At 51.3% G+C, this 20,831-nt stretch carries 20 protein-coding genes; 8 read left to right on the forward strand and 12 right to left on the reverse strand.

The window, feature by feature from the left end:
- Positions 1 to 47: 47 nt before the first annotated feature.
- Positions 48 to 776, reverse strand: a complete 729-nt coding sequence (locus tag Dia5BBH33_RS09010) for a sulfite exporter TauE/SafE family protein (RefSeq protein ID WP_022381915.1) — start codon at positions 774 to 776, stop codon at positions 48 to 50.
- 689 nt (positions 777 to 1,465) lie between these two features.
- Here Dia5BBH33_RS09010 and Dia5BBH33_RS09015 point away from each other — a divergent pair.
- Positions 1,466 to 1,966 (forward strand): hypothetical protein, encoded by a 501-nt coding sequence (locus tag Dia5BBH33_RS09015; protein WP_022381916.1) that lies wholly within the window; start codon positions 1,466 to 1,468, stop codon positions 1,964 to 1,966.
- Between the two features lie 290 nt (positions 1,967 to 2,256).
- Here Dia5BBH33_RS09015 and Dia5BBH33_RS09020 read toward each other — a convergent pair whose 3' ends face one another.
- Positions 2,257 to 2,811: an NAD(P)H-dependent oxidoreductase gene (locus Dia5BBH33_RS09020; protein WP_022381917.1), complete on the reverse strand. Its 555-nt coding sequence runs from the start codon at positions 2,809 to 2,811 to the stop codon at positions 2,257 to 2,259.
- Positions 2,812 to 2,938: 127 nt separating this feature from the next.
- On the opposite strand from Dia5BBH33_RS09020, the gene Dia5BBH33_RS09025 reads away from it, so the two are divergent.
- On the forward strand, positions 2,939 to 3,352 hold the full coding sequence (locus Dia5BBH33_RS09025; RefSeq protein WP_143332840.1) for a peptide deformylase: 414 nt from the start codon (positions 2,939 to 2,941) through the stop codon (positions 3,350 to 3,352).
- Between the two features lie 221 nt (positions 3,353 to 3,573).
- On the opposite strand, the gene Dia5BBH33_RS09030 is transcribed toward Dia5BBH33_RS09025, so the two are convergent.
- The gene (locus Dia5BBH33_RS09030; protein ID WP_143332841.1) at positions 3,574 to 5,013 is read right to left on the reverse strand and encodes a class I adenylate-forming enzyme family protein; all 1,440 of its coding nucleotides are present in this window, start codon (positions 5,011 to 5,013) and stop codon (positions 3,574 to 3,576) included.
- 296 nt (positions 5,014 to 5,309) lie between these two features.
- Between Dia5BBH33_RS09030 and fliB the strand changes: the two genes are divergently transcribed.
- From fliB to Dia5BBH33_RS09050, 4 genes are all read left to right on the forward strand, one after another.
- Complete coding sequence (fliB, locus tag Dia5BBH33_RS09035) at positions 5,310 to 6,206, forward strand: flagellin lysine-N-methylase (RefSeq protein ID WP_143332842.1); 897 nt, start codon at positions 5,310 to 5,312, stop codon at positions 6,204 to 6,206.
- Positions 6,199 to 7,170 (forward strand): glycerophosphodiester phosphodiesterase family protein, encoded by a 972-nt coding sequence (locus Dia5BBH33_RS09040; RefSeq protein WP_162501785.1) that lies wholly within the window; start codon positions 6,199 to 6,201, stop codon positions 7,168 to 7,170. Before fliB ends, Dia5BBH33_RS09040 begins: the two co-directional genes overlap by 8 nt.
- 15 nt (positions 7,171 to 7,185) lie before the next feature.
- On the forward strand, positions 7,186 to 7,932 hold the full coding sequence (locus Dia5BBH33_RS09045) for a nucleoside phosphorylase (protein WP_022381922.1): 747 nt from the start codon (positions 7,186 to 7,188) through the stop codon (positions 7,930 to 7,932).
- A gap of 434 nt (positions 7,933 to 8,366) precedes the next feature.
- Entirely contained in the window at positions 8,367 to 9,113 is a 747-nt protein-coding gene (locus Dia5BBH33_RS09050; RefSeq protein WP_143332844.1) for a nucleoside phosphorylase, read from the forward strand.
- Positions 9,114 to 9,205: 92 nt separating this feature from the next.
- Here Dia5BBH33_RS09050 and Dia5BBH33_RS09055 read toward each other — a convergent pair whose 3' ends face one another.
- From Dia5BBH33_RS09055 to Dia5BBH33_RS09075, 5 genes are all read right to left on the reverse strand, one after another.
- A complete protein-coding gene (locus tag Dia5BBH33_RS09055; RefSeq protein WP_157952081.1) occupies positions 9,206 to 9,484 on the reverse strand; it encodes a hypothetical protein in 279 nt (92 codons plus the stop codon).
- A gap of 107 nt (positions 9,485 to 9,591) precedes the next feature.
- Positions 9,592 to 10,056: a thioredoxin-dependent thiol peroxidase gene (bcp, locus tag Dia5BBH33_RS09060; protein ID WP_022383050.1), complete on the reverse strand. Its 465-nt coding sequence runs from the start codon at positions 10,054 to 10,056 to the stop codon at positions 9,592 to 9,594.
- A gap of 51 nt (positions 10,057 to 10,107) precedes the next feature.
- Positions 10,108 to 10,554 (reverse strand): 50S ribosomal protein L9, encoded by a 447-nt coding sequence (gene rplI, locus Dia5BBH33_RS09065; RefSeq protein ID WP_108850485.1) that lies wholly within the window; start codon positions 10,552 to 10,554, stop codon positions 10,108 to 10,110.
- Positions 10,551 to 12,536, reverse strand: coding sequence for a DHH family phosphoesterase (locus Dia5BBH33_RS09070; RefSeq protein ID WP_143332845.1), 1,986 nt, complete (start codon positions 12,534 to 12,536; stop codon positions 10,551 to 10,553). The genes rplI and Dia5BBH33_RS09070 overlap by 4 nt, the downstream gene beginning before the upstream one ends.
- A gap of 165 nt (positions 12,537 to 12,701) precedes the next feature.
- A complete protein-coding gene (locus Dia5BBH33_RS09075) occupies positions 12,702 to 13,658 on the reverse strand; it encodes a YybS family protein (protein WP_022383047.1) in 957 nt (318 codons plus the stop codon).
- Between the two features lie 308 nt (positions 13,659 to 13,966).
- Between Dia5BBH33_RS09075 and Dia5BBH33_RS09080 the strand changes: the two genes are divergently transcribed.
- Both Dia5BBH33_RS09080 and Dia5BBH33_RS09085 read left to right on the forward strand, forming a co-directional pair.
- Positions 13,967 to 15,628, forward strand: a complete 1,662-nt coding sequence (locus Dia5BBH33_RS09080; protein ID WP_108850483.1) for a ribonuclease J — start codon at positions 13,967 to 13,969, stop codon at positions 15,626 to 15,628.
- Positions 15,629 to 16,119: 491 nt separating this feature from the next.
- Positions 16,120 to 17,460: an ISL3 family transposase gene (locus Dia5BBH33_RS09085; RefSeq protein ID WP_143332846.1), complete on the forward strand. Its 1,341-nt coding sequence runs from the start codon at positions 16,120 to 16,122 to the stop codon at positions 17,458 to 17,460.
- Positions 17,461 to 17,526: 66 nt separating this feature from the next.
- On the opposite strand, the gene Dia5BBH33_RS09090 is transcribed toward Dia5BBH33_RS09085, so the two are convergent.
- The 4 genes from Dia5BBH33_RS09090 to aroC are packed head-to-tail and all read right to left on the reverse strand — an operon-like array spanning position 17,527 to position 20,831.
- Entirely contained in the window at positions 17,527 to 18,021 is a 495-nt protein-coding gene (locus tag Dia5BBH33_RS09090; RefSeq protein ID WP_143332847.1) for a shikimate kinase, read from the reverse strand.
- Positions 18,018 to 18,878 carry a shikimate dehydrogenase family protein gene (locus tag Dia5BBH33_RS09095; RefSeq protein ID WP_108850479.1) on the reverse strand — a complete coding sequence of 287 codons (861 nt, stop codon included), beginning with the start codon at positions 18,876 to 18,878 and terminating at the stop codon, positions 18,018 to 18,020. The genes Dia5BBH33_RS09090 and Dia5BBH33_RS09095 overlap by 4 nt, the downstream gene beginning before the upstream one ends.
- Positions 18,875 to 19,741, reverse strand: coding sequence for a prephenate dehydratase (gene pheA / locus Dia5BBH33_RS09100; RefSeq protein ID WP_108850478.1), 867 nt, complete (start codon positions 19,739 to 19,741; stop codon positions 18,875 to 18,877). Before pheA ends, Dia5BBH33_RS09095 begins: the two co-directional genes overlap by 4 nt.
- Entirely contained in the window at positions 19,731 to 20,831 is a 1,101-nt protein-coding gene (aroC, locus tag Dia5BBH33_RS09105; RefSeq protein ID WP_022381949.1) for a chorismate synthase, read from the reverse strand. The genes pheA and aroC overlap by 11 nt, the downstream gene beginning before the upstream one ends.

The raw sequence follows: 20,831 nt of genomic DNA on the forward strand, positions 1-20,831 counted from the left end.
GAGCAGCCCATAGCGAGCTGCTCTTTTTTATTCCCATTTTTTATTGATCAGATCAGGATCATGCTGCCTGCTGCGAGAAGTAAGCAGTAAGTCAGGCGGTTGAACATTTTCTGGTTGATCATGTCATGAATCTTGTTCCCGAGCCAGATGGCAAATACGAGCGGAATGACGCCGAGTGCCAGGAGCTGGAGGAACTGCGCATTGTAGAGGCCTTTGGAGTAGTCGTTGAACATCAGGACGAGGTTCAGAATCGACCATACGGAAGCGACGTTGGCGCGGAAGGAGTCTTTGTCACGGAAGGTGGCAACCAGGTAGACGACCAGGAGGGCGCCGCCGGAAGCGAACATGCCGTGGATAATTCCTGCTCCGAGGAGTACCGGGATGGCAATCCATGCCGGGAGGGAAGAATTAGACTGCTTCATGAAGAGGTTCTTCAGTGCGACGGCTACGATGATGCCGCCGTAGAGAGGAACGAGGATGGCCTGGTTCACGACGTTGTAGAGGTGAATGCCAATAGCCATGCCGACGAGCATGAAGGCAACGATTCGGAAAAGTTCCTTCGGGTTGATATATTTGCGGTTCTGCACCATGAGCAGAACGCATACGAGCCAGCAGATGACATTTATGACCGCTTTGGCCATATCTGGTCCGTAGAGGAGGATGGTCGGCGGAATGGAGAGCATCACGCCGGCAAATCCGGTCAGGGCCTGTATTATATTTGAAATAAATACGGCTGCCATAAAGAGAGCTAATTTTACAAATTCTGGAAGCATCATAAGATCCATCTCGTTCACCACATTTCTTTGTTTTAATATTCGGCTTGGGATTTCTCGTATCCTGGAAGCCCGATAACTTGTATGTTTTCCATTATATTCTCTTTTTTCGAATTGTATAGTAGGCTTGACCATTCTCTATTTATTGATATGTTTAAGTCATAGCAAGATAGCATATCAATCTTATTAGGTTATACAGTTTTAAGCAGCTATCCTATTACTCAAACTCATCTGAAAGCCTTTGGATGAGTTTGAGTTATATCCGATACAATCGAGCTTTTTTCAAAATGACCATGATTTTAAGTGTTTTGAAAATTGACCGGGCGTTCAAAACCTTTATGCATAATGTATAAAAAAGTGATAGCTATAGAATATTTCTATGGCTATATCGTTTGCCGCTTATACCTTATTTCATCATGAAGATGCAGAACAAAGTGTAAGGAATTGGAGGCAGGATTATTTCCCCTTCTCGCTGCCATCTGCCTGCTTCCAGAGCTTTGCCGGGCAAAGGCTTTCGCGATTTCCTTCCCCACTGCTTTTGCAGAAAAGACTTCGAACGCCTGAAGTGGTATTACCTGCACCTGCAGCATTCCTGGAAATCACGGGACCGGTTACGCTCTTTTGGCTATTTCTTCCGTATCCTGTATAATAGATGTAATACTTAATGAATTTACTGAGCGTGGAGGTTTTTTATGGCAGATAATGTGACTCCGTTCCCGCAGGGGGTTCGGCATAAGAATTTGAAAGCGGATGCTTTCGAAAAGTATATGAAGGCAGAAGGGCTGAATTTCTTCCGCCGTCAGGATGTGCATGATTCTTTTGATACGGTGATTTTCATGACAGCACTGCCGGCCGGCGCAAGCCACAAGGTCGTGACGGCTGTCATTACGAATAACAGCATGTACCTTCTCGTCCGCGTGCATCTGGGCACCTGCCCGAAGGGGCCGGCCCGCCAGACGTTCCTGGACTATATCAACCAGCTGAACGGCCATCATGCGATCGTGAAATATTCCGTCGAACGGGATGACAATGTATTCCTCGATGTCTGCGTGACATCCCGCGACGAACGCTTCGATCCGTCCGTCGTCCGCACGTCGCTCGACCTTCTTGTTTTCCACCTGAAGGAATACTATGATGACATCGCACGCCGTCTGGACAAGACAAGCGATCAGACGAACGGCTTCACCATGTAAAAAATGGAAATAAAAAAGGGGCTATGACAAAATGTGCAATCATTTTGCCACAGCCCCTTGTGCATTGTTATATTCGATTTTTGGGGATTATCCAACATATTTATCTATCTGTTTTATCTGAAAACCTCAAAACCTCGCTTTGCTCGAGAACTACTGTATTCCCCGGCTTCGCCGGGACCTTCTCCTTCGGAGCAAGGTTAACACCCTTAAACCGAACTTCGTTCGAGGAAAAGCAAAAGCAGCATTTTGTTGGATTTTGTCACAGCCCCTTTTCTTATGATCAAATCATTTTAGATCTTTTTCAGTTCTTCGATGAGTTTCTGAGCGCTTGCTTTGCAGTTATCTACGATCTTCTGCTTGTCTTCCTCGGTGGAAAGGCCTGGTACGTACATGCAGCCGTAGGTGATGATCGGTTCATGCTTCTTCATGCCGGTGAATGTTGCGAGCTGATCGAAGTTGAAGAAGAATTCGCTGATCGGATGGTTCTGCGGGCCTTCATGGCTGTAGGATTCTTCCGGGCCGCCAGTGGTGCTGGAAATGAAGAAATCCTTTCCCTGCAGAGCTGTTCCGCCGGTGCCGTATGCGAAGCCGTGAGCGAGGACTTCTTCGACCCATTTCTTCAGGAGTGCCGGATAGGAGTACCAGTAGAGCGGGAATTCAAATACAAGAGCATCTGCGTCTACGACAGCTTTTCTTTCAGCTTCGATGTCGAAGTCCCAGCCAATTTCGGAGAGGTCTTCGATGGTGATATCGAGGCCGGAATTCTTGAGTTCGGTGAGGATAGTCTGGTTTGCCAGAGACTGATCAAGATGCGGATGTCCGGAAATAACTAAAATTTTTGCCATAATTGAATCCTTCTTTCTGAAATATGATTTATTTGATACTATAATGTAAAGGTATCTTTACATTTAATATGTTCAATATAATAGTATTATAACACAGTGTCAGTTTTTGGGATATAGGGGGATTTCTATGATAAAAGATATTGTAAGAGACATTCTTTTCCTGCAGAGGAAGGCAGAACCGGCGACAAAGGACGACTGGCAGGTCGGAAGGGACCTTGTCGATACGCTGGAAAGCAAGCTCGATACCTGCGCAGGCCTTGCCGCCAATATGATCGGGAGCACGAAGGCAGTCATCCTTTTCCGTCAGGGAAATAAGTCCGTCGTCATGTACAATCCGGAAATCTTAAAGACCTCCCCTGCCCCGTATGATGCCGAGGAAGGCTGCCTGTCCCTCGACGGCCGCCGCCCTTGTAAAAGGTACGACAAGATCGAGGTCAAGTTCATGGATTCCCTCTTCAGGAAGAAGACGAAGACCTTCACGGGATTTACGGCAGAAGTCATCCAGCACGAAATCGACCACCTGCATGGGATTTTGATCTGAAATGAAAAAGAAGTGGTTGGGACAAAATGTGTAACCATTTTGTCCTAACCACTTTTTCTATTGGAATATTTCATTAGAGGATCATCCAGCATCTACATGCATTGGATTTGTCTGAGTGCCTGACGGATGCTTCATCTCCCTAGAGAATGAACCCCTTTCGGCGCATGCGCGCCACTTTCCCCTAACGGGGACAGCAATAGCTGCAGCCTCTTTTTTATTGATTATCCGTTTCTGAGTGCTCTCTTCAGGATCTTGCCTGTTGCGTTTTTCGGGAGGGCGTCCATCGGGATGAAGCGTCTTGGGATCTTGTAAGTGGCGATGTTGCCTGCCATGTACTTGCGGATCTTGTTTTCGTCGTATTCGTATCCGTCTTTCATGACGACATAAGCCCAGACTGCCTGTCCTCTCAAAGGATCAGGATGTCCGACGACAGCGCATTCGCCTACGCCTTCGACTTCATAGATGCAGTCTTCGACTTCGCCCGGATAGACGTTTTCGCCGTTGACGATGATGAGGTCTTTCAGGCGGTCTACGATGTAGATGTAGCTGTCTTCATCCATGTAAGCCAGGTCGCCGGTTCTGAGCCAGCCGTCTTCGGTGAAGACCTTCTTCGTTTCTTCCGGCTTGTTCCAGTAGCCCTTCATGACATTGTCGCCGCGGACTAAGAGTTCGCCGACGGTGCCCGGTACGTACGGGCCGCCGTTTTCAGTGAGGATCATAGCTTCGACGCCCGGTATGGCAGGGCCGCTGGTCAGGTATTTCGGCTTGTTTTCCGGAAGGACGCTGACGACCGGGGATGCTTCTGTCAGGCCGTATCCTTCGCGGACAGGATGGCCGAAGCGATCATAGAATGCCTTGGCAACCGGCTGCGGGATGGATGCGCCGCCGGAGATGAAATCATGGACGGTTTCCATGACGGACGGTTCGCCTTTTCTGGCAAGCAGGTTGTACATCGGCGGAACCATGATGGCGATGGTGACAGAGTGTTCGACGATCGTATTTATGATTTCAGACGAGCTCTTAAAACGCAGGATGACGATCGTGGAATGATGGTACAGGCTGGAGTTCACGACAGTGGTGAGGCCGTAGCAGTGGAACATCGGCAGGATGCAGAGGACCTTGTCTTCCGGCATGAAGATGACCTGTTTGGTGAACTGTTCCACGTTGGAAATAAGGTTCTTGTGCGTCAGCATGGCACCCTTCGGGCTTCCGGTCGTGCCGGAGGTGTAGACGAGGGCGCAAACGTCGTCTTCTGTCAGATCAGACGGGAATGGCGGTGCTTCTTCGAGCGGGCCGTCCTTGGCTTCGTAGTCGTAATCATGCAGGTCGATGACGCGGCAGGAAACGGTCAGCGGCACATCGGAGACGACGAGCTTGGAACCGGAGTCCTTCAGGATGAAATCGACTTCGCGGTCGACAAGGGAATTGTTGATCGGGATGATGATGGCTCCCAGGGAAATGACTGCCATGTATGTATAGATGAAACCAGGGCGGTTGGCGCAGTAGAGGCCGACTCTGTCGCCTTTCCTGACACCTTCTCTGTAAAGCAGATTTCTGAATCTTCTGATGGTTTCGGCCAGCTGGCCATATGTGATTTCTACGTCGCCGTCAAGGGCTATATGGGCGGGATCCGCTCCGTTGATCATTTCATGTACAAACATCCAGGTCACCTCTCTGAAATTACCTTCCGCAAGGCGGAATCGGCCGTCTTTGCAGCCTTTGCACCGGCCGCATCTTCCCTTCCCGGAAAGGTTTCTTTTCTCGTATAATAGGCCGTATTTGTATTATTATAGACCTTTCCGCGTCCGTTCTCAATGTTAACGGCCAAAATCGCCCGTTTTCAGGGTGACAATTTGATATTTATCGTTGAGTGCCGATGGGCGCTGCATTATAATATATATATAACTATGAATCGAAATCGTAATGCGTTAAAATAGTTGAAATCGTGGAGGGTTCTATGCTGTCAATCTATCCGGTGTTTTTCCCTTACTTCAAGTGCAAGGCGGATGCCTGCAGTCATACCTGCTGCCAGATCTGGGAAATCGATATCGATCCCGACAGTGAGGCACGCTACCGAAGCGAAAAAGGGCCTCTTGGCGAAGAACTGGCCCAGTGGATGCAGAAGAGTGAAGACGGGTCCACCTGTTTCAAACTGAATGATGAAGGATACTGCCATTTTCTCACCAAGGAAGGGCTCTGCCGCCTCGTCCTTGAAAAGGGCGACGACTATCTCTGCGACATCTGCAAGATGCACCCACGTTTCTTCAAGTACATCGACGACTGGGAACTCTGCGGGACAGGGCTTTCCTGTGAAAGGACCGTCGAGCAGATCATGGAAGAAAAAGGCTCGCTCACCTTCCGCGCGGACAAGGCCGACGGCTTCTATTCGCTCGAAGACCTCGTGAATGCGCTCGGCTGGGACATGCAGACATCTGCCTACGTCTTCCGCCCGAGCCTTGAGGAAAAGCGCGTGAAGACAGTCCTTTCGCGTCTCGAAAAAACGGAGCCGATCGACGAGGCATGGACGAACCGCCTGTCCCTCATGACGAGGAAGACGGATTCGCTCATCCGCCTGGCCAGGGCCTACCTTTCGAAATATGATCCGTACTTCTTCAACCGCCTTTACCAATACATCTGGTACCGGGCGCTCGATGAATCAGATGCGTACGGCATGGCAGCCGTTTCGGACTTTGCCCGCGACGCCGCCGAATACATTTTCCTTGAAGCGGCGCTGACGGACGATCCGATCCGCTCAGCCGCACGCTGGTCGGAACAGGTCGAGTATGACACGAAAAATCCTGCCATTCTCCTGAACCTGATCGCCAATGCAGAGGAGGAAGGCAAAGATGTTTGATTCCCAGGCTCACCGCGGAGGGAGAGACGCGCGCCCGGAAAACACACTGTATTCCTACCTCTATGGCATGGAAATCGGAGCCAACATCGAGTGCGACATGCAGCTCGCGCGAGACGGCATCGTAATGAGCCACAATCCGGTCCTGAATCCGGATATCACAAGAGATATCCACGGTTCGTACCTCCGGACGGGCATCTACGACATCCGTTTGATGACCATCGAGGAAATCAAGTCTTTTGACGTTGGCGCCATCAACCCGGAGAGCGAGTACTTCGGCCTTCACGGCTCACAGACTGCGCTCCACGCCAAAATCCCGACGCTTGAAGAAATGTTCCAGCTTGCGGTCGATACTGGCCACAACACAACGGAATTCAATATAGAAACGAAATCGTACCCGGATCCGCAGAGCCCTTTCTATGAGAACAATGCGGACCCGCACAAATTTGTCGACGAATTTCTCCGCATCGTACGCAAGTACAAGATGGAGAAACGCGTCATCCTGCAGTCCTTCGACTGGAGGACGCTGCGCATCATGAAGGATGAGGCCCCGGAAATCCGGACGTCCGCCCTCTACCAGCTGTCCCCCGATAGTCCCGTCGACGGGGATACGATCCATATGACAAGAAGAGAGCCTTCGCCATGGCTGGCAGGCCTTTCCATCCACGACTACGACGGCCACATCGCCGCCTGCGCCTATGCAGCGGGAGCTGATATCCTCTCGCCGAACTTCCGGGAATTCACGGAAAAAGATGCTTACGAAGCCCATGAACTGGGCATGAAAATCCTGCCCTGGACCGTGAACTCGAGGAACGACATGCTTGAAACGATTGAAAAAGGCGCTGACGGCATCATTTCCGACCGCCCGTGGATCTTGAGAGAGCTTCTGGAACGAAGGGGCATCCCCCTCCGTCCGCTTTCGCCTTCGCCTGAAAGCCCGTACCACATCGAAGGCACCATGCTATAATATAAGGAGGTTTTCATGCCGCTTTTCACTGATTTTGATCCGGAAGAAGGGCTCATCAGCCCCGGCTTTGAGAAACTGGGCCTTGCCCTTCCCGAATACGCCGTCATGGCATTTCTTTCTGAAAGACATATCCAGTCCTTCGCCGAAGCGCACGAAGGATACCAGGCAGGGAAATTCATGTCGCTGACAAAAAACTTTCCCGTCTGGGTCGTAAAAATAGGAGAAGAAGAAGTCACTCTCATCCAGGCCCCGGCCGGAGCACCGGCTGCCGTCCTCATGGAAGAGAGACTCTTTGCCTACGGCACTGAAAAACTTCTCACCGTCGGCTGCTGCGGCGCCCTCACCGACCTTCCCGAGAACACCTTCCTTCCCGTTAAGGAAGCCTTCCGGGACGAAGGCACCTCCTTCCACTACCTCCCCGAATCCGACTCCATCGTCCTCGATGAAGAACCGCTCGCGCATATAGAGGAAATCTTTGCCAAAAGAAATATCCCCTGCATGCCCTGCACCGTCTGGACCACCGACGCCTTCTTCCGCGAAACGAAGGAAAAGATCGAACAGGTGAAAGAAGCCGGCTGCCAGGCCGTCGATATGGAATGCAGCGCCCTTGCCGCCTGCGCCAGATTCAGAGGAAAGACCTTCGCCCAGATCCTCTTCACCGCAGACACCTTAGCCTCCATGAGGCACGATGAAAGAAACTGGGGAAAAGACAGCAGAAACGCCTCCCTCGCACTCGCCATGGAAGCCGTACTGGGAATGTAAGAATGAATTGAAAAAGGACCCGCCAGGGTCCTTTTTGCTTTGATATATTTGATTAGAGGGTTTATCTAACATAGATATACAAATGGACTACCTAAAAACTAAAAGGATGCTTCGCCTTTTTAGAAACTGCCCCCCAAATAAACCGCTAAACCAGCCTGCGGCTGAGGAAATGCAACTCATCCGTCGCCTCTGGCGACACCTTCCCTTCCAGGGCAAGGTCAAAGGCATACTTCCCCGTCTGGGAAGGCGAGTGTTAGCGGCGGCCCCGCCTCTCCCTCCCTCCTCAGTATTGATTGAATAAAAGAAGTTTTTATATGATTCGAAATATTTTATTACGAGATTCTATCTAAAATGATATAATAATAACATAAAACAAGTATATGCTAATAAGAAGAGGGACGGGAAGTCCCCTTGCCTGCTTAGGAGGCACTATCATGAGTCTGGATACTGAATTTGATCCGTCGGAGGGCCTGATTTCGCCGGATTATGAGAAACTGGATCTGCAGCTGCCCGAAAGGGCTGTCTATGCCTTCCTTTCCGAAGCGCGGATTGGAAGCTATATCGAGATCCGCGGAGGAAAACTGATCGGCCACCTGCCTACGACGATGAAGAATATCCCGATCTGGATCGTCAATGATGACGGCGAGGATGTAGCTGTCATGGAGGCGCCATTGGGCGCGCCTGCTTCCGTCATCACGCAGGAGAGGCTCTTTGCGTACGGTGTCGAGAAAATGCTCATGATTTCCTGCTGCGGGATGCTTGTCGACATGCCGGAGAATACGTTTCTCCCTGTCGAAAGGGCGTATAGAGATGAGGGCACGTCGGCCCACTACATGCCGGCTTCCCATTTCATAGAGCTCGATCCGAAACCCCTTTCCAAGATCGAAGCTCTTTTCATGGACCTGGGCATTTCCGTCGAGCCATGCACGACATGGACGACGGATGCCTTCTTCCGTGAAACAAGGAATAAGGTGGAAATGAGGAAAGCGCAGGGCTGCCAGGTCGTCGACATGGCCTGCAGCGCACTCGCTGCCTGCGCCCGTTTCAGACATAAGGAATTTGCTGAAATCCTCTTCACGACAGACACCCTGGCCACTGTCAGCCACGATGTCCGCACATGGGGCAGGGAAGCAAGAAATGCAGCGCTCAATCTGGCGCTGATGGCAATCAGAAGGATTTAAGGAAATAGAAAAAGGCTGGAGCGGAATGTGATATCATTTCGCTCCAGCCTCTTTTTTGCATAGCAATCAATATCTGCCCGGGTTCCCTGCTGTTAGTAATCAACCCATTCCATTTCAGACTCCGCTTCCCAAAAGGTTCTTCCATCCCAGAGTCTGGCCATCAGAAATTCCTGCACAGGGTAGGTTTTATCTCCTTTGCCAACCCAGATATAATCGGTTCCCGGAAGTTCCCAGCGGTCCAGATAAGTCGTGAATTTGTTGTCATCCTGAAAGAGACCTTCCAAAAAGAATTTCTGTCCTCTATACATGAAAACCAATTCGTCACCATAATGGATCCTATCTACAAAATCTCTGACATCACCATTCATCAATTTCCGCCACCCCCTTAAAGTATTTTCTATACTTATTATATCCTTCCTTGGAATATAAAAGGAGCAGGAAAACGATAATCCGTTTCCCAGCTCCTTTTTTGCTTTCCTTATTTCCCGACGAGGTCTTTCAAGAGGTCCCCCACGTGGGAGGCTGCTTTGACTTTGCGGTATTCTTTTACGAGATTTCCTTTTTCATCGATGATGAAGGTGGATCTTTCGATGCCCATGTATTTCTTGCCGTACATGCTCTTTTCCTTGAGGACGCCGTAAAGGTTGACGACGACTTCATCGGCATCCGAGAGAAGCGGGAAGTTGAGTTCGTTCTTGTCCCTGAAGTTGCAGTGCTTCTTGACGGAGTCGCGGCTGACGCCAAGGACGACGTAGCCGAGTTTTTCGAAGTCGGCAAGGTGCGTCCGGAAGGCCTGTGCTTCGAGTGTGCAGCCGGAGGTATTGTCCTTCGGGTAGAAGTAAAGGATGACTTTCTTTCCGAGGTAGTCGGAGAGGGACACATCTTTGCCGCTGTCGGAGGGCAGTGTGAAGTCCGGCGCTTTCTTTCCAATTTCCAATGCCATAATAGTTCTCCTTTCTAGAGAAAAAGGGACCTCCTGCGAGGCCCCTCTTTATTATTCCGGAATGACGGAAACGTGTACTGTGCTGGTGACGTTCTGGTGTACCCAGACTTCGACATCGTATTCGCCTGTAGCTTTGATCGGGCTTTCGAGACGGATGTTTTTCTTGTCGAGTTTGAATTTGTACTGAGTCTGAAGGGCTTCGCTGATGTCTTTTCCTGTGACGGAGCCGAAGACTCTTCCGTCTTCGCCGCACTGTACTTTAATGACGACTTTGACTTTCTTCAGCTGGGCAGCCATGATGACTGCTTCATCGGCAGCGACCTGGCTCTTGAATTCCTTGGCTTCCTGGCGCTGTGCTGCTGTATTGAGGTTCTGGCGTGTGCCTTCTACGCCGAGGCCTTTGCGGATGAGTACGTTGCGGCCGTAGCCGTCGGAGACTTCAATGACGTCTCCCTTTTTCCCCATTTTCTTGACGTCCTGCAGTAATACTACTTTCATTCTTTTTCCTCCTCTATTTGTTTTTCGGCCTCCTGGATGAGCGTCTTGGTGATGGCTTCCTGATCGGCTTCATCTCCGACCTGGGCGCCGGCTACGGTCTGGTGACCGCCGCCTCCCACGGCTTCCATGATGACCTGCATATTGATGGACCCGTCAGACCGGGCGGAGATGCAGAGACCTTTTTCTGAGTGGTAGAACACGAAGCTGGCCCTGATTTCCTTCACGGTGACAAGGTAATCGGCAATTTGTCCCGCCAGAATCTGTGATTCTTCTGCGTCCTTGGGGCATTCGGCAACGGCGATGCACCCGTGGGCGATTTTCATCTGGGCAAGGATCTGCGCTTTCTTCTGGATGAAACCGATGTCTTCGGCAAAGAGCCCGTGGACGAGCTGCGTGTTCGCACCGCAGCGGCGGAGGTAACTTGCCGCGTCGAAGGTGCGGACGCTCGTCTGCACGGTGAAGCTCTTCGTGTCGACAACGATGCCTGCATAGAGGCAGGATGCTTCGATTTCATTCATTTCCTCATCGCCGCCATAGTACTGGATGAGTTCGGTGACGAGCTCGGATGCGGACGATGCGGATGGTTCCATGTATGTCAGAAGAGGCGTTTCAATGATGCTCTTCGCTCTTCTGTGATGGTCGATAACGACTCTCTTCTTGACCTTCTTCAGGAGCTCAGGCGCTGCCACGAGTTCCGGAATGTGGGTATCGACGACGACGAGGACGGTCTTGTCTGTGACAAGGCTCTTCGCTTCACCGGCATCGATGATGAGGCCTTCGACTTCGCCGCTCTTTTCGATGGCTTCTGCCATCTTGCGGCAGGTGTCTCTTTCCTTGGAAAGGACGATATGCGTCTCGATGTGCGAGGAACGCGCGAGGTGGGTGACGCCCACAGCGGATCCGAGCGCATCGAAGTCTTCGTGATTATGTCCCATGACGAGGACGAGGTCTGCGCCTTCGATGATTTCCTTGAGCGCCTGGGCAACGACTCTGACCCTGACTCTTGTCGAGCTGACAGAGGTCGGTGCCTTGCCGCCGAATGCTTTCGTGTCCTTGCCGATCCTGACGATGGCCTGGTCGCCGCCGCGGCCAAGAGCGAGGTCTAAGGAAACCTGCGCTTCGTCATACTGTTTGGCAAAGGTATCGTCAATCTGCGCGACGCCGATGGAAAGCGTCACAGGAATGCGGTTGACGGTATGGATGGCACGTACGGTATCGAGGATATCGAAATTATGCTCCATCATTTCCACAAGCGCCTTATGCGAAATGCATGCGACGAAATCCGTATCATTGTACTGCTTGATGAACCCGTCCCTCTCATTGAAGTAAGAGAGGACTTTTTCCGTGACATCGCTCAAAAGCGAGGAGCGTTCCACGTCCGTCATTTCGGAAGTGACTTCGCTCATGTTGTCGATGCGGATGATGCAGAAAACAGGGCGTGCGTCAGCGCATTCGCGCACAGCCACTTCCACATCGGTGCGGTCCATGAAGTAGAGCACCATGAAGGGGTCTTCCATACCTTCCGTGTCAGACACGTACTTATGGAAAACGCGGAAGAACGTGCCATTGGCATGGCAGTCGAACCATCCGGTCTTGCCCCATATTTTCGAAATTTTCTGACCTGTGATCAGGTCCTGGAGACTTGCGCCTTCCTGCGCATCATCTCCCAGCCAGCTCCGGAATACGCCATTCGTCCAGACGAGCTCCTTGCCGCTGTCCATCATCGCAATCCCGATAGGCAGGTTCTTGACGGCATAGACAGTCCCGGCCGACACGCCAGCCGACAGATCGTCCAGGTACTTCATCAGCTTCTTTTCCTGCGTGAGGTCGCACCGTTTCGTATAGACGATGCATCCTGCGACGATGATGAAAAGAAGGACACCGAGCTGCCAGTTCTGGGTCGCCAGCATGATGACTGCCAAAAGCAGCAGCGTCACGTAGATCCGGCTGGTTTTCTTATAAACCCAAATATCACCGAGCATTTTGCTTCTCCCTTTTATACCTTTTTGAGCCGCGGCTCATACCAGCGTGGATAGTTTCCCTATCCCTTCTGATATCTATAATCGTACCCGAAAAGCACCCCAAATGCAAATAAAAGGGCGCTGATTTATAGTTTCCTACAAGACAGCCCCCTTCATCTCCACTTCTTATTGATAATTTCTTTTTTTACGGTAGTTGACCGCCATATCCGCCATTCCAAGGAAGACCATCATCATCTGGAAAAGTCCCACGAAGAAGGACAGCAGAACGATCAGCACGCGGAAGGGACGGACCCTCGGATACTTGTGCGGCATCCACCAGAGCGTCGCAAGCCCCTGCAGCCAGAAGATCAGGACGCAGCCGACTTCCACATTGTAGAGGACATAGTCCATCATGCCCTGCGGCTTCAAGAAATATCCTGCCACGACGACAGCGATGTACACATAAAGAACCGGTCTTGGCATTTCCCAGCGTTCCAGAGCCGGAAGCATCGGGATATCCTTGATGCCCATCTTCTGGAAAATCATCTTGCCAAGCGTCATGGACGCCCAGGAATAGAAGAAGGACGCTGCCACCATGGCAAAGGGAATGGATTTCCTGATGGATTCCATCATGACATCGACGCGTTCCTGCGCCTGCGTCAGCGCTTCGCCCGAATAGAAGGACGGAAGCATCTCATTCATCGACTGCTCCATCTGCGTGAAACCTTCCCCGCCTAAAATCGGAGAGGAAATCCCCAGGACATAGAGCGCTGCCAGCCCTTCGGCGACAAGTGCGATGAGAACGACGACGGCGCCTGCAATCAGCGCCTTCCACGCCGCAATCTTATGCTTGTAGCAGATCCCCATCACGATGCCCAGGATCCCGAAAATCGCGCAGAGGAAAGCGGCAGAAACGATGCCGAAGAAAACCGAGTCCAGGATCAGGATCCCGCTCGTGACGATGACCGACCACTGGATCCCCTCGCGCATCCCCAGGTATGCGATCGGAAGAGGGATCAAAAGAAATACGATAGTGGAAAAAAGCGGCATGTAGAGCCCAATCATAGAAAGGACTACGGCCAGAGCCGTACACATCCCTGCCAATACGACCGCGTTGGTGCTGCCTGCCTTGAAATCTCCCATACTGTCTCCTTTACTGTAAACCTATAATGTGATACCTCTATTCTAACATAAAAACAGGAAAAATCCGCATGACAGAAATTTCGAAAAGGGTATAGATTTGCGCAGATGGGAATGAAAATGAATCTCCAATTTCATTTTTCTTCTACTATCGCTCTGCATGCCTTGTGTTATAATAGGAGTAACGACTATGGAACGGCTTATTTTTTTATCTATATAAGTTTTTAAAATGTTTTTTTGATCGATTGATTCAGCTTATGATACGGAACACCACATATGCATGAAACAAAATCACACAGGAGGTATTTTTCTTGTCCAAAACCAGATTACAAATTATTCCCTTAGGAGGACTAGGGGAAATCGGAAAGAACATGACTGTCTTCCGTTACGACGACGAAATTATCGTAATTGATGCAGGCATGGCATTTCCTGATGAAACCATGCCGGGGATTGACATCGTCATCCCCGATTTCAGCTATTTGATTGAGAACAGAGACAAGGTCAAGGCGATTCTGATCACCCATGGTCACGAAGATCACATCGGCTCCCTGTCTTATCTTTTAAGGGATGTCAAAGCGCCAGTCTATGCGACACGCCTCACCTGCGGCCTCATCGAAGGCAAGCTCAAGGAAGCGAAAGTCAATGACGCTGATTTGCACGTCGTGAAGTCCGGGGACGAATTCAAAGCCGGTTCGTTCAAATTCGGATTCTTCCACGTCTGCCATTCCATTCCGGATTCCTGCGGCATCTACCTCAGGACCCCGGTCGGCACCATCGTCCACACGGGCGACTTCAAATTCGACCATTCACCGGTCGATGGAGAACAGACCGACATGTACAAACTGGCTGAGCTCGGCCACAGAGGCGTACTTGCCCTCTGCGCTGACTCCACCAATGCACAGAACCCGGGCTACACCCCGTCCGAAGCCGTCGTCGCCAAGTCTCTCATGAGCTCCTACGCCGACGCCAAGGGCCGCATTATCCTTGCCACATTCGCATCCAACGTATCCCGTATCCAGATGGCAGTCGATGCCGCTCTGGCATTCAAGAGAAAAGTCTGCGTCTTCGGCCGTTCCATGGTCAATGTCGTAGGCATCGCCCGTGAAATGGGCTACCTCAAAGCGCCGGAAGGCACATTCATTGAACCGGAAGAACTTAACCGCTACAGAGACGACCGCATCTGCATCCTCACCACAGGAAGCCAGGGCGAACCGATGGCAGGCCTCTCCCGCATGGCAGACGGCAGCCACCGTCAGGTACAGATTCATGCCGGCGACACCGTCATCATCTCTGCATCCCCGATCCCGGGCAACGAAAACAGCGTAGGCCGCACCATCGACAACCTCATGCGTCTCGGCGCACACGTCGTCACCAGCCACAACACACGCGTCCACGTTTCCGGCCACGGATCCCAGGAAGACCTGAAAACCATGCTCTCCCTCGTCCATCCGAAATTCTTCATTCCCGTCCATGGCGAATACCGCATGCTCTGCAGCCACGCAGAACTCGCTGAAAGCCTTGGCGTCAAGAAACAGAACATCCTCATCGGAGAAAACGGCTCCGTCTTCGAACTCACTAACCGCAGTGCGAAGATCAATGGCAAAGTCCAGGCAGGTGCCGTATTCGTTGACGGCTTAGGCGTAGGCGACGTAGGAAACATCGTCATCAGAGACCGCCAGCAGCTTGCTCAGGACGGCGTCGTCATCGTCGTCATCGCCCTCGAAAAAGGCAGCAACCAGGTCCTCGCAGGCCCGGACATCGTCTCCAGAGGCTTCGTATACGTCAGAGACAGCGAAGGCCTCCTGACCGAAGCCAAAGACCGCATCGAATCCATCCTCGACCGCTGCGAAGCAGGCAACGTCACCGAATGGAACGCCATCAAGACTCAGATCAGAGACTCCCTCGGCAAGTACTTCTTCGAACGTACCAAACGCAGACCGATGATCCTTCCGATCATTCAGGAAGTCAAATAAAAAGAAAAAAGAAGGGGGCTGTGGCAAAATGGTTAATCATTTTGCCACAGCCTCTTTTGTATTGGAAAATCCCGTCAGAGGATTATCTAACAATTATATGCCTTTTGTTTAGGCTTATAGGACATTTCGTGGTGTTTTTAATGCCAATGAAGCCAGTGTTTATCAGGCTTCATTGACATTTTAAGATTTCCAGTCATTTTAAAGGTGCATCTGCGGGATCTGAAAAACAGACAATCAGCTTAAGACGGAAGGAAAACCATACAACCGCAGCTCTGCTGCGTGGTAATGAACCCCTTTCGTCGCCTAACGGCGCCACTTTCCCCTGACGGGGACAGCTTCTTGTCATAGGGACTCCCGAATTCTCCATCAAAAAAGAGGCTCTTCACGCTTTTTTGTGGGATAAAAATAATAACATATAAAATTGGCATTGAAAAAGAGCATTATCTACTCCAAAATGTAAGTTGCCTAAAACTACGCACGGAGGTCGAATAATGCTCTTTTATTACCATAATGAAATCACTTTTAATTGTCAATATTATCGCACAGAAAATATCACTAACCATCCAAATCCTCATTGCCATACCCGAGTTACCAGTCTACGGACTGCCAGAGATTTTTCCTGTCCGCACTGTCACTCCCGTATGTATAGTTATGGGGCTTTTTCTGTACTCATCAAGGATTTTCCAGATCTTCCTAAGCAAAAGAAGTATATAGAGTTCTCGGGGCACAGATTCCGCTGCACATCCTGCGGGGAGGCCATAACGGAAGATATCCCCTGCCAATGCCCTTTCACACGCGTTACTTGGGATATGGCCTTGTGGATTATCCATCTGCTTAAGTGTCATACATCCATTTCTGCCATTTCGGCCATGCTCTCTGTACATTGGAGTGCCATACAGAGAATACAAAAGCATATCATGGATAAGGCGTTGGCTGCCTTTGAAACCTGCCTGAAGAAAAGTAACTATCGCCCACGGTATTTGGCCGTAGATGAGTTCGCTATCCATAAGGGCCATCGCTATGCCACCTGCGTTATGGATTTGGAAACGGGATTCATCTTGTGGGCCGGCCTGGGTCGCTCTATGGCAGATTTTGAGCACTTCTTTAAGAGCATTGACCTTTCGCTTCTTTCCAAGCTAAAAGCGGTGGCCATGGATATGAACGCATTCTTTAACAGGCTGTTCCAGAAATATTGTCCGAAGGCCCCCATCGTTTATGACCGGTACCATATGCAGGCACAGTTTGGGCGTGATGTTATGGGAGCCGTGCGCCTGGAGGAAGCACAAAAGCATAGGCAGGAAGCAGAAGCATTAAAGAAATATACGAAAGAAACTAATAATCCAGAGCTCCAGAAGATGGCCAGGGAAAAGAGCCATGAAGAAAGGAAGCTTTATACCGAATTAAAGAAATCCCGATGGATACTGTTAAAGAAGGACGACCACCTGAATGAAAGGCAGAAAACTCATCTGTTGGATATCCTGAGCGAGCATAGGGATTTGGCGATTTGTTATGCCATGAAGCAGGAGATGACTCGTCTGTTCACATTGACTGACTATGAAGAAGCTCTCGCCGGATGGACAAAATGGATTCAGGCTGGACTGGAGAGCGGGATTCCTGCCCTGGTAAAGTTTGCCCGGCAAAAGCAGAAGCGAATCAAGGGACTGGCTGCTCATGCCCTGTATCCTATCAATACGGGGAAGCTTGAAGGATTTAATAATAAGATCAAGGTACTAAAAAGAATCGGATATGGGTACCGAAACATGGATTATTTCTTTACCCTTATCCGATTCCATTCTTTACCTAAAAATTATTCATCCCCCAAATTTCCGTGAAGAGCCAAAAAAGAATCATGAAGATCAATGTTCATTTTCATGGCTCTTTTACTTTTATATTCTTTTTTACAATCCTTCAATGATTGCAAGGATCTTTTCGAGGACTTCTTCTTTGGTTCCATGGTTTCCTATGATGGTGTCGGCGGCGTTCCGGTAGAGGGTGATTCGTTCCTGATAGAGGTCGTAGACTTTCTGGGGGCCGTCTTTGAGGAGCGGGCGTTTTTCTACTTCTACGTCGCTGGCAATATCTTTGGCGTCGCGGTCAAGGAAGAAGATGTGGCCATTTTTCTTGAGGTTTTCTATGCTGGCACGTCTTTTGATGACGCCGCCTCCGGTGGCTATGACGAGGTTTTCCTTTTCGGAAAGGTCACGGATGGTTCTTTCTTCGGCATCGCGGAAGGCGTCTTCGGAAATGGCGAAGAGGGAGGCGATGGTTCTTCCTTCTTTTTCTTCGAGGTAATCGTCGGCATCGATGAAGGGGCGGCCGAGTCTTTCGGCGATGGCTTTGCCGAAGGTGGTCTTGCCGCTTCCGGGCATGCCGATCAGGATGATGTTCCTCATAGGCCTGCCTTCTTTTCTTTCGCTCTTTCTGCTTCGACGCGTTCTTCCTGGAGCTGCTTCATTTCTTCGACGATTTCCATGGCGACGAATTCAGGGATGTCGTGGCCGAGCCATATTTCTTCGGCGCGGACGGCCTGCATGACGAGCATGTAGAGGCCGTTTGATTTATCGGCATTCATGGCATCGGAGAGGAGTTTTGTCTCGGAGGGGTTGTAGATGAGGTCGATGACCTTGTCGAAGCGTTCAGCGACCTCGGCAGGCACGGGGGAAAAGCCTGCTTTCGGGTACATGCCTACGGGAGTGGCATTGACGAGGAGGTAGCCGTCTTCCTGGTTGAGGATGCTGTAGTCGATGATGAGGCAGTCTCTCTTTTCCGCAAATTCCTGGAAGGATTCATCAACGGCTTCAGGGCAGCGGCTGACGATGAGAATAGCGCCTGCGCCTCTGTCGTGGAGGCACTGGACGACGGCGCGGGAGGCTCCGCCATGGCCCATGACGAAGACTTTCTCGCCTTTGACATCGGCCGCGATCTTGTCGAGCGTCCTCGCAAATCCATCATAGTCAGTGTTGTAGCCGTACCGTTTGCCGTCATGGACAGCGACGGTATTGACGGCGCCGATGGTCCTGGCTTCGGGGGATATTTCATCCAGGAAGGGCATGATGTCTGTCTTGTAAGGGATGGTGACATTGAAGCCGTCCATGCTTTCAAGGAGGGTTTCGACAGTATCCTTCAGATTCATCCTGGCGATGGGAAGCAGGTTGTAGGTGCCGCAAATGCCCAGTTTTTCAAAAATTTTCTGATGTATTTCAGGGGAAAGGCTGTGTCCCAGCTTTTCTCCGATAAGCCCAAGTTTCATCGCTGCTCCTTTCTTTCCTCTTCACTGATACAGGAAGGATAGTTTCCCAGTATTTTGAAATAGGTGCACATCGATTCGAGGCCCTTCAGCGTGTGCTGGTTGGACGGGTCCATGAGCCGGCCGGTGACGTCGATGTGGAAGAAATATTCGAAGGGCCGCCCTGCCATGGGACGGGATTCGAGGTGTGTCATGTTCATGCCGCCGTAGAAGAAGTAGCCTAGGACGTGGTAAAGGGCGCCCGGCTCGTGGCGTACGGCAATGACGAGGGTGATCTTGTCGGACTTCTCCGTGATTTCCATGTGCGGTCCGATGACGAAGAAGCGGGTGCAGTTGCTGTCGTTGAAGAAAATATTTTCCTTCAGGATGGAAAGGCCGTACAGCTTGGCAGCAGCCCTTCCTGCAACGGCCGCCTGGTTCTTCTTCCCGTCCTCTGCAACCTTCTCGGCACTCCTTGAGGTCGAGAAATACGGCTTCAGCGTCCAGTCCCTGTGCTCATTGAAGAAGGGACGGCACTGGGCAAAGCCCTGCGGGTGCGAGTAGACGGTGTCGATATCCTCGATCGTCGCGCCCGGCACGCCCAAAAGGTTGTGCTCGATCTTGATCAGCTGCTCGCCGACGACGGCGCAGTCATACTTCATGATGAGGTCATAGACTTCAGTGATGCCGCCGGTCGAGGAGTTCTCGATAGGAACGACGCCGTAGTCGATGGCGCCTTCGGAGACAGCTTTGAGGACATCCTCAAAGAGCGGGTAGTAGTGCTCTTCCCTCTCTCTTTCTCCGAACTGGCGCTCCATGGCTTCATACGTGTAAGAGCCCTTCGCGCCGTAGCATCCGACGCGGAGTTTTTTCATTTCATCGGCCATAGTGGTACCTCCTTCCCGTGAGAAGCAGGTCCAGCAGGACGAAGGCAGCGGCATTCTCGACAACGGGAATGGCACGCGTGACGATGCAGGGGTCATGGCGTCCGCCGATCGACAGCATCGTGTCTTCCTTCTTGGAAATATCGACCGTCTCCTGCCTTTTTCCGATGGAGGCCGTCGGCTTGATCGTGACGGTGAAGCGGAGCGGGTTCCCGTTGGAAATACCGCCGAGGACGCCACCATTATGGTTCGTGATTGTCTTCACTTTACCGTTTTCATAGCGCATGGGATCGTTTGCTTCCGAGCCTCTCATGCCGGCGAGCGTTTCTCCGTCGCCAAAGGAAATGGATTTCACGGCCGGAATGGAAAATGCCATGTGCGCCATTTCGCTTTCGAGGGAATCAAAGAAGGGTTCGCCCATGCCGACAGGAAGTCCAAGTGCCATGCATTCGATCTGCCCGCCGACGGAGTCCCCTTCCTTCTGCGCAGCAAGGATAGCTTCTTCCATCGCTGCCCCCTGCTCGCCGTCAATGACGGGAAGGCGCATGGAGGAAAGTTTCTCAAAGAGATCCGGTTCTTCTCCCAGCGGGTCGAAGGGGAAATCCATGATGCCTGCGACGGAAAGCGCATGGGCTCCGATCACGATACCTTCTTTGGCAAGGATCTGCTTCGCAATGGCTCCGGCAAAGGTGAGGGGCGCGGTGATGCGTCCGGAGAAGTGGCCGCCTCCCCTGTAATCGTTGTATCCGTCATATTTCACATGGCCCGTGTAGTCGGCATGACCCGGGCGCATGGCATCTTTGAGACGGCTGTAGTCTTTCGAGTGCTGGTCGCCGTTTCTGATCTGCATGGCAAGGGAATCCCCTTCCGTGTGGCCGTCAAAGTAACCGGAAAGGATTTCAAATTCATCCTTTTCCTTCCTTGGCGTTGCCAGAGGGGAAGAACCCGGCGCGCGGCGGCGCATTTCAAAGGAGACCTTGTCCCAGTCGATGGCTATCCCGGCAGGAAGGCCGTCGATGACGCAGCCGATGGCGGTCCCGTGGGATTCGCCGAAGATAGTGAGATGAAGCGTGTTTCCGAATGTATTTCCCAT

This window comes from Dialister hominis, assembly GCF_007164725.1.
Classification (GTDB): domain Bacteria; phylum Bacillota; class Negativicutes; order Veillonellales; family Dialisteraceae; genus Dialister; species Dialister hominis.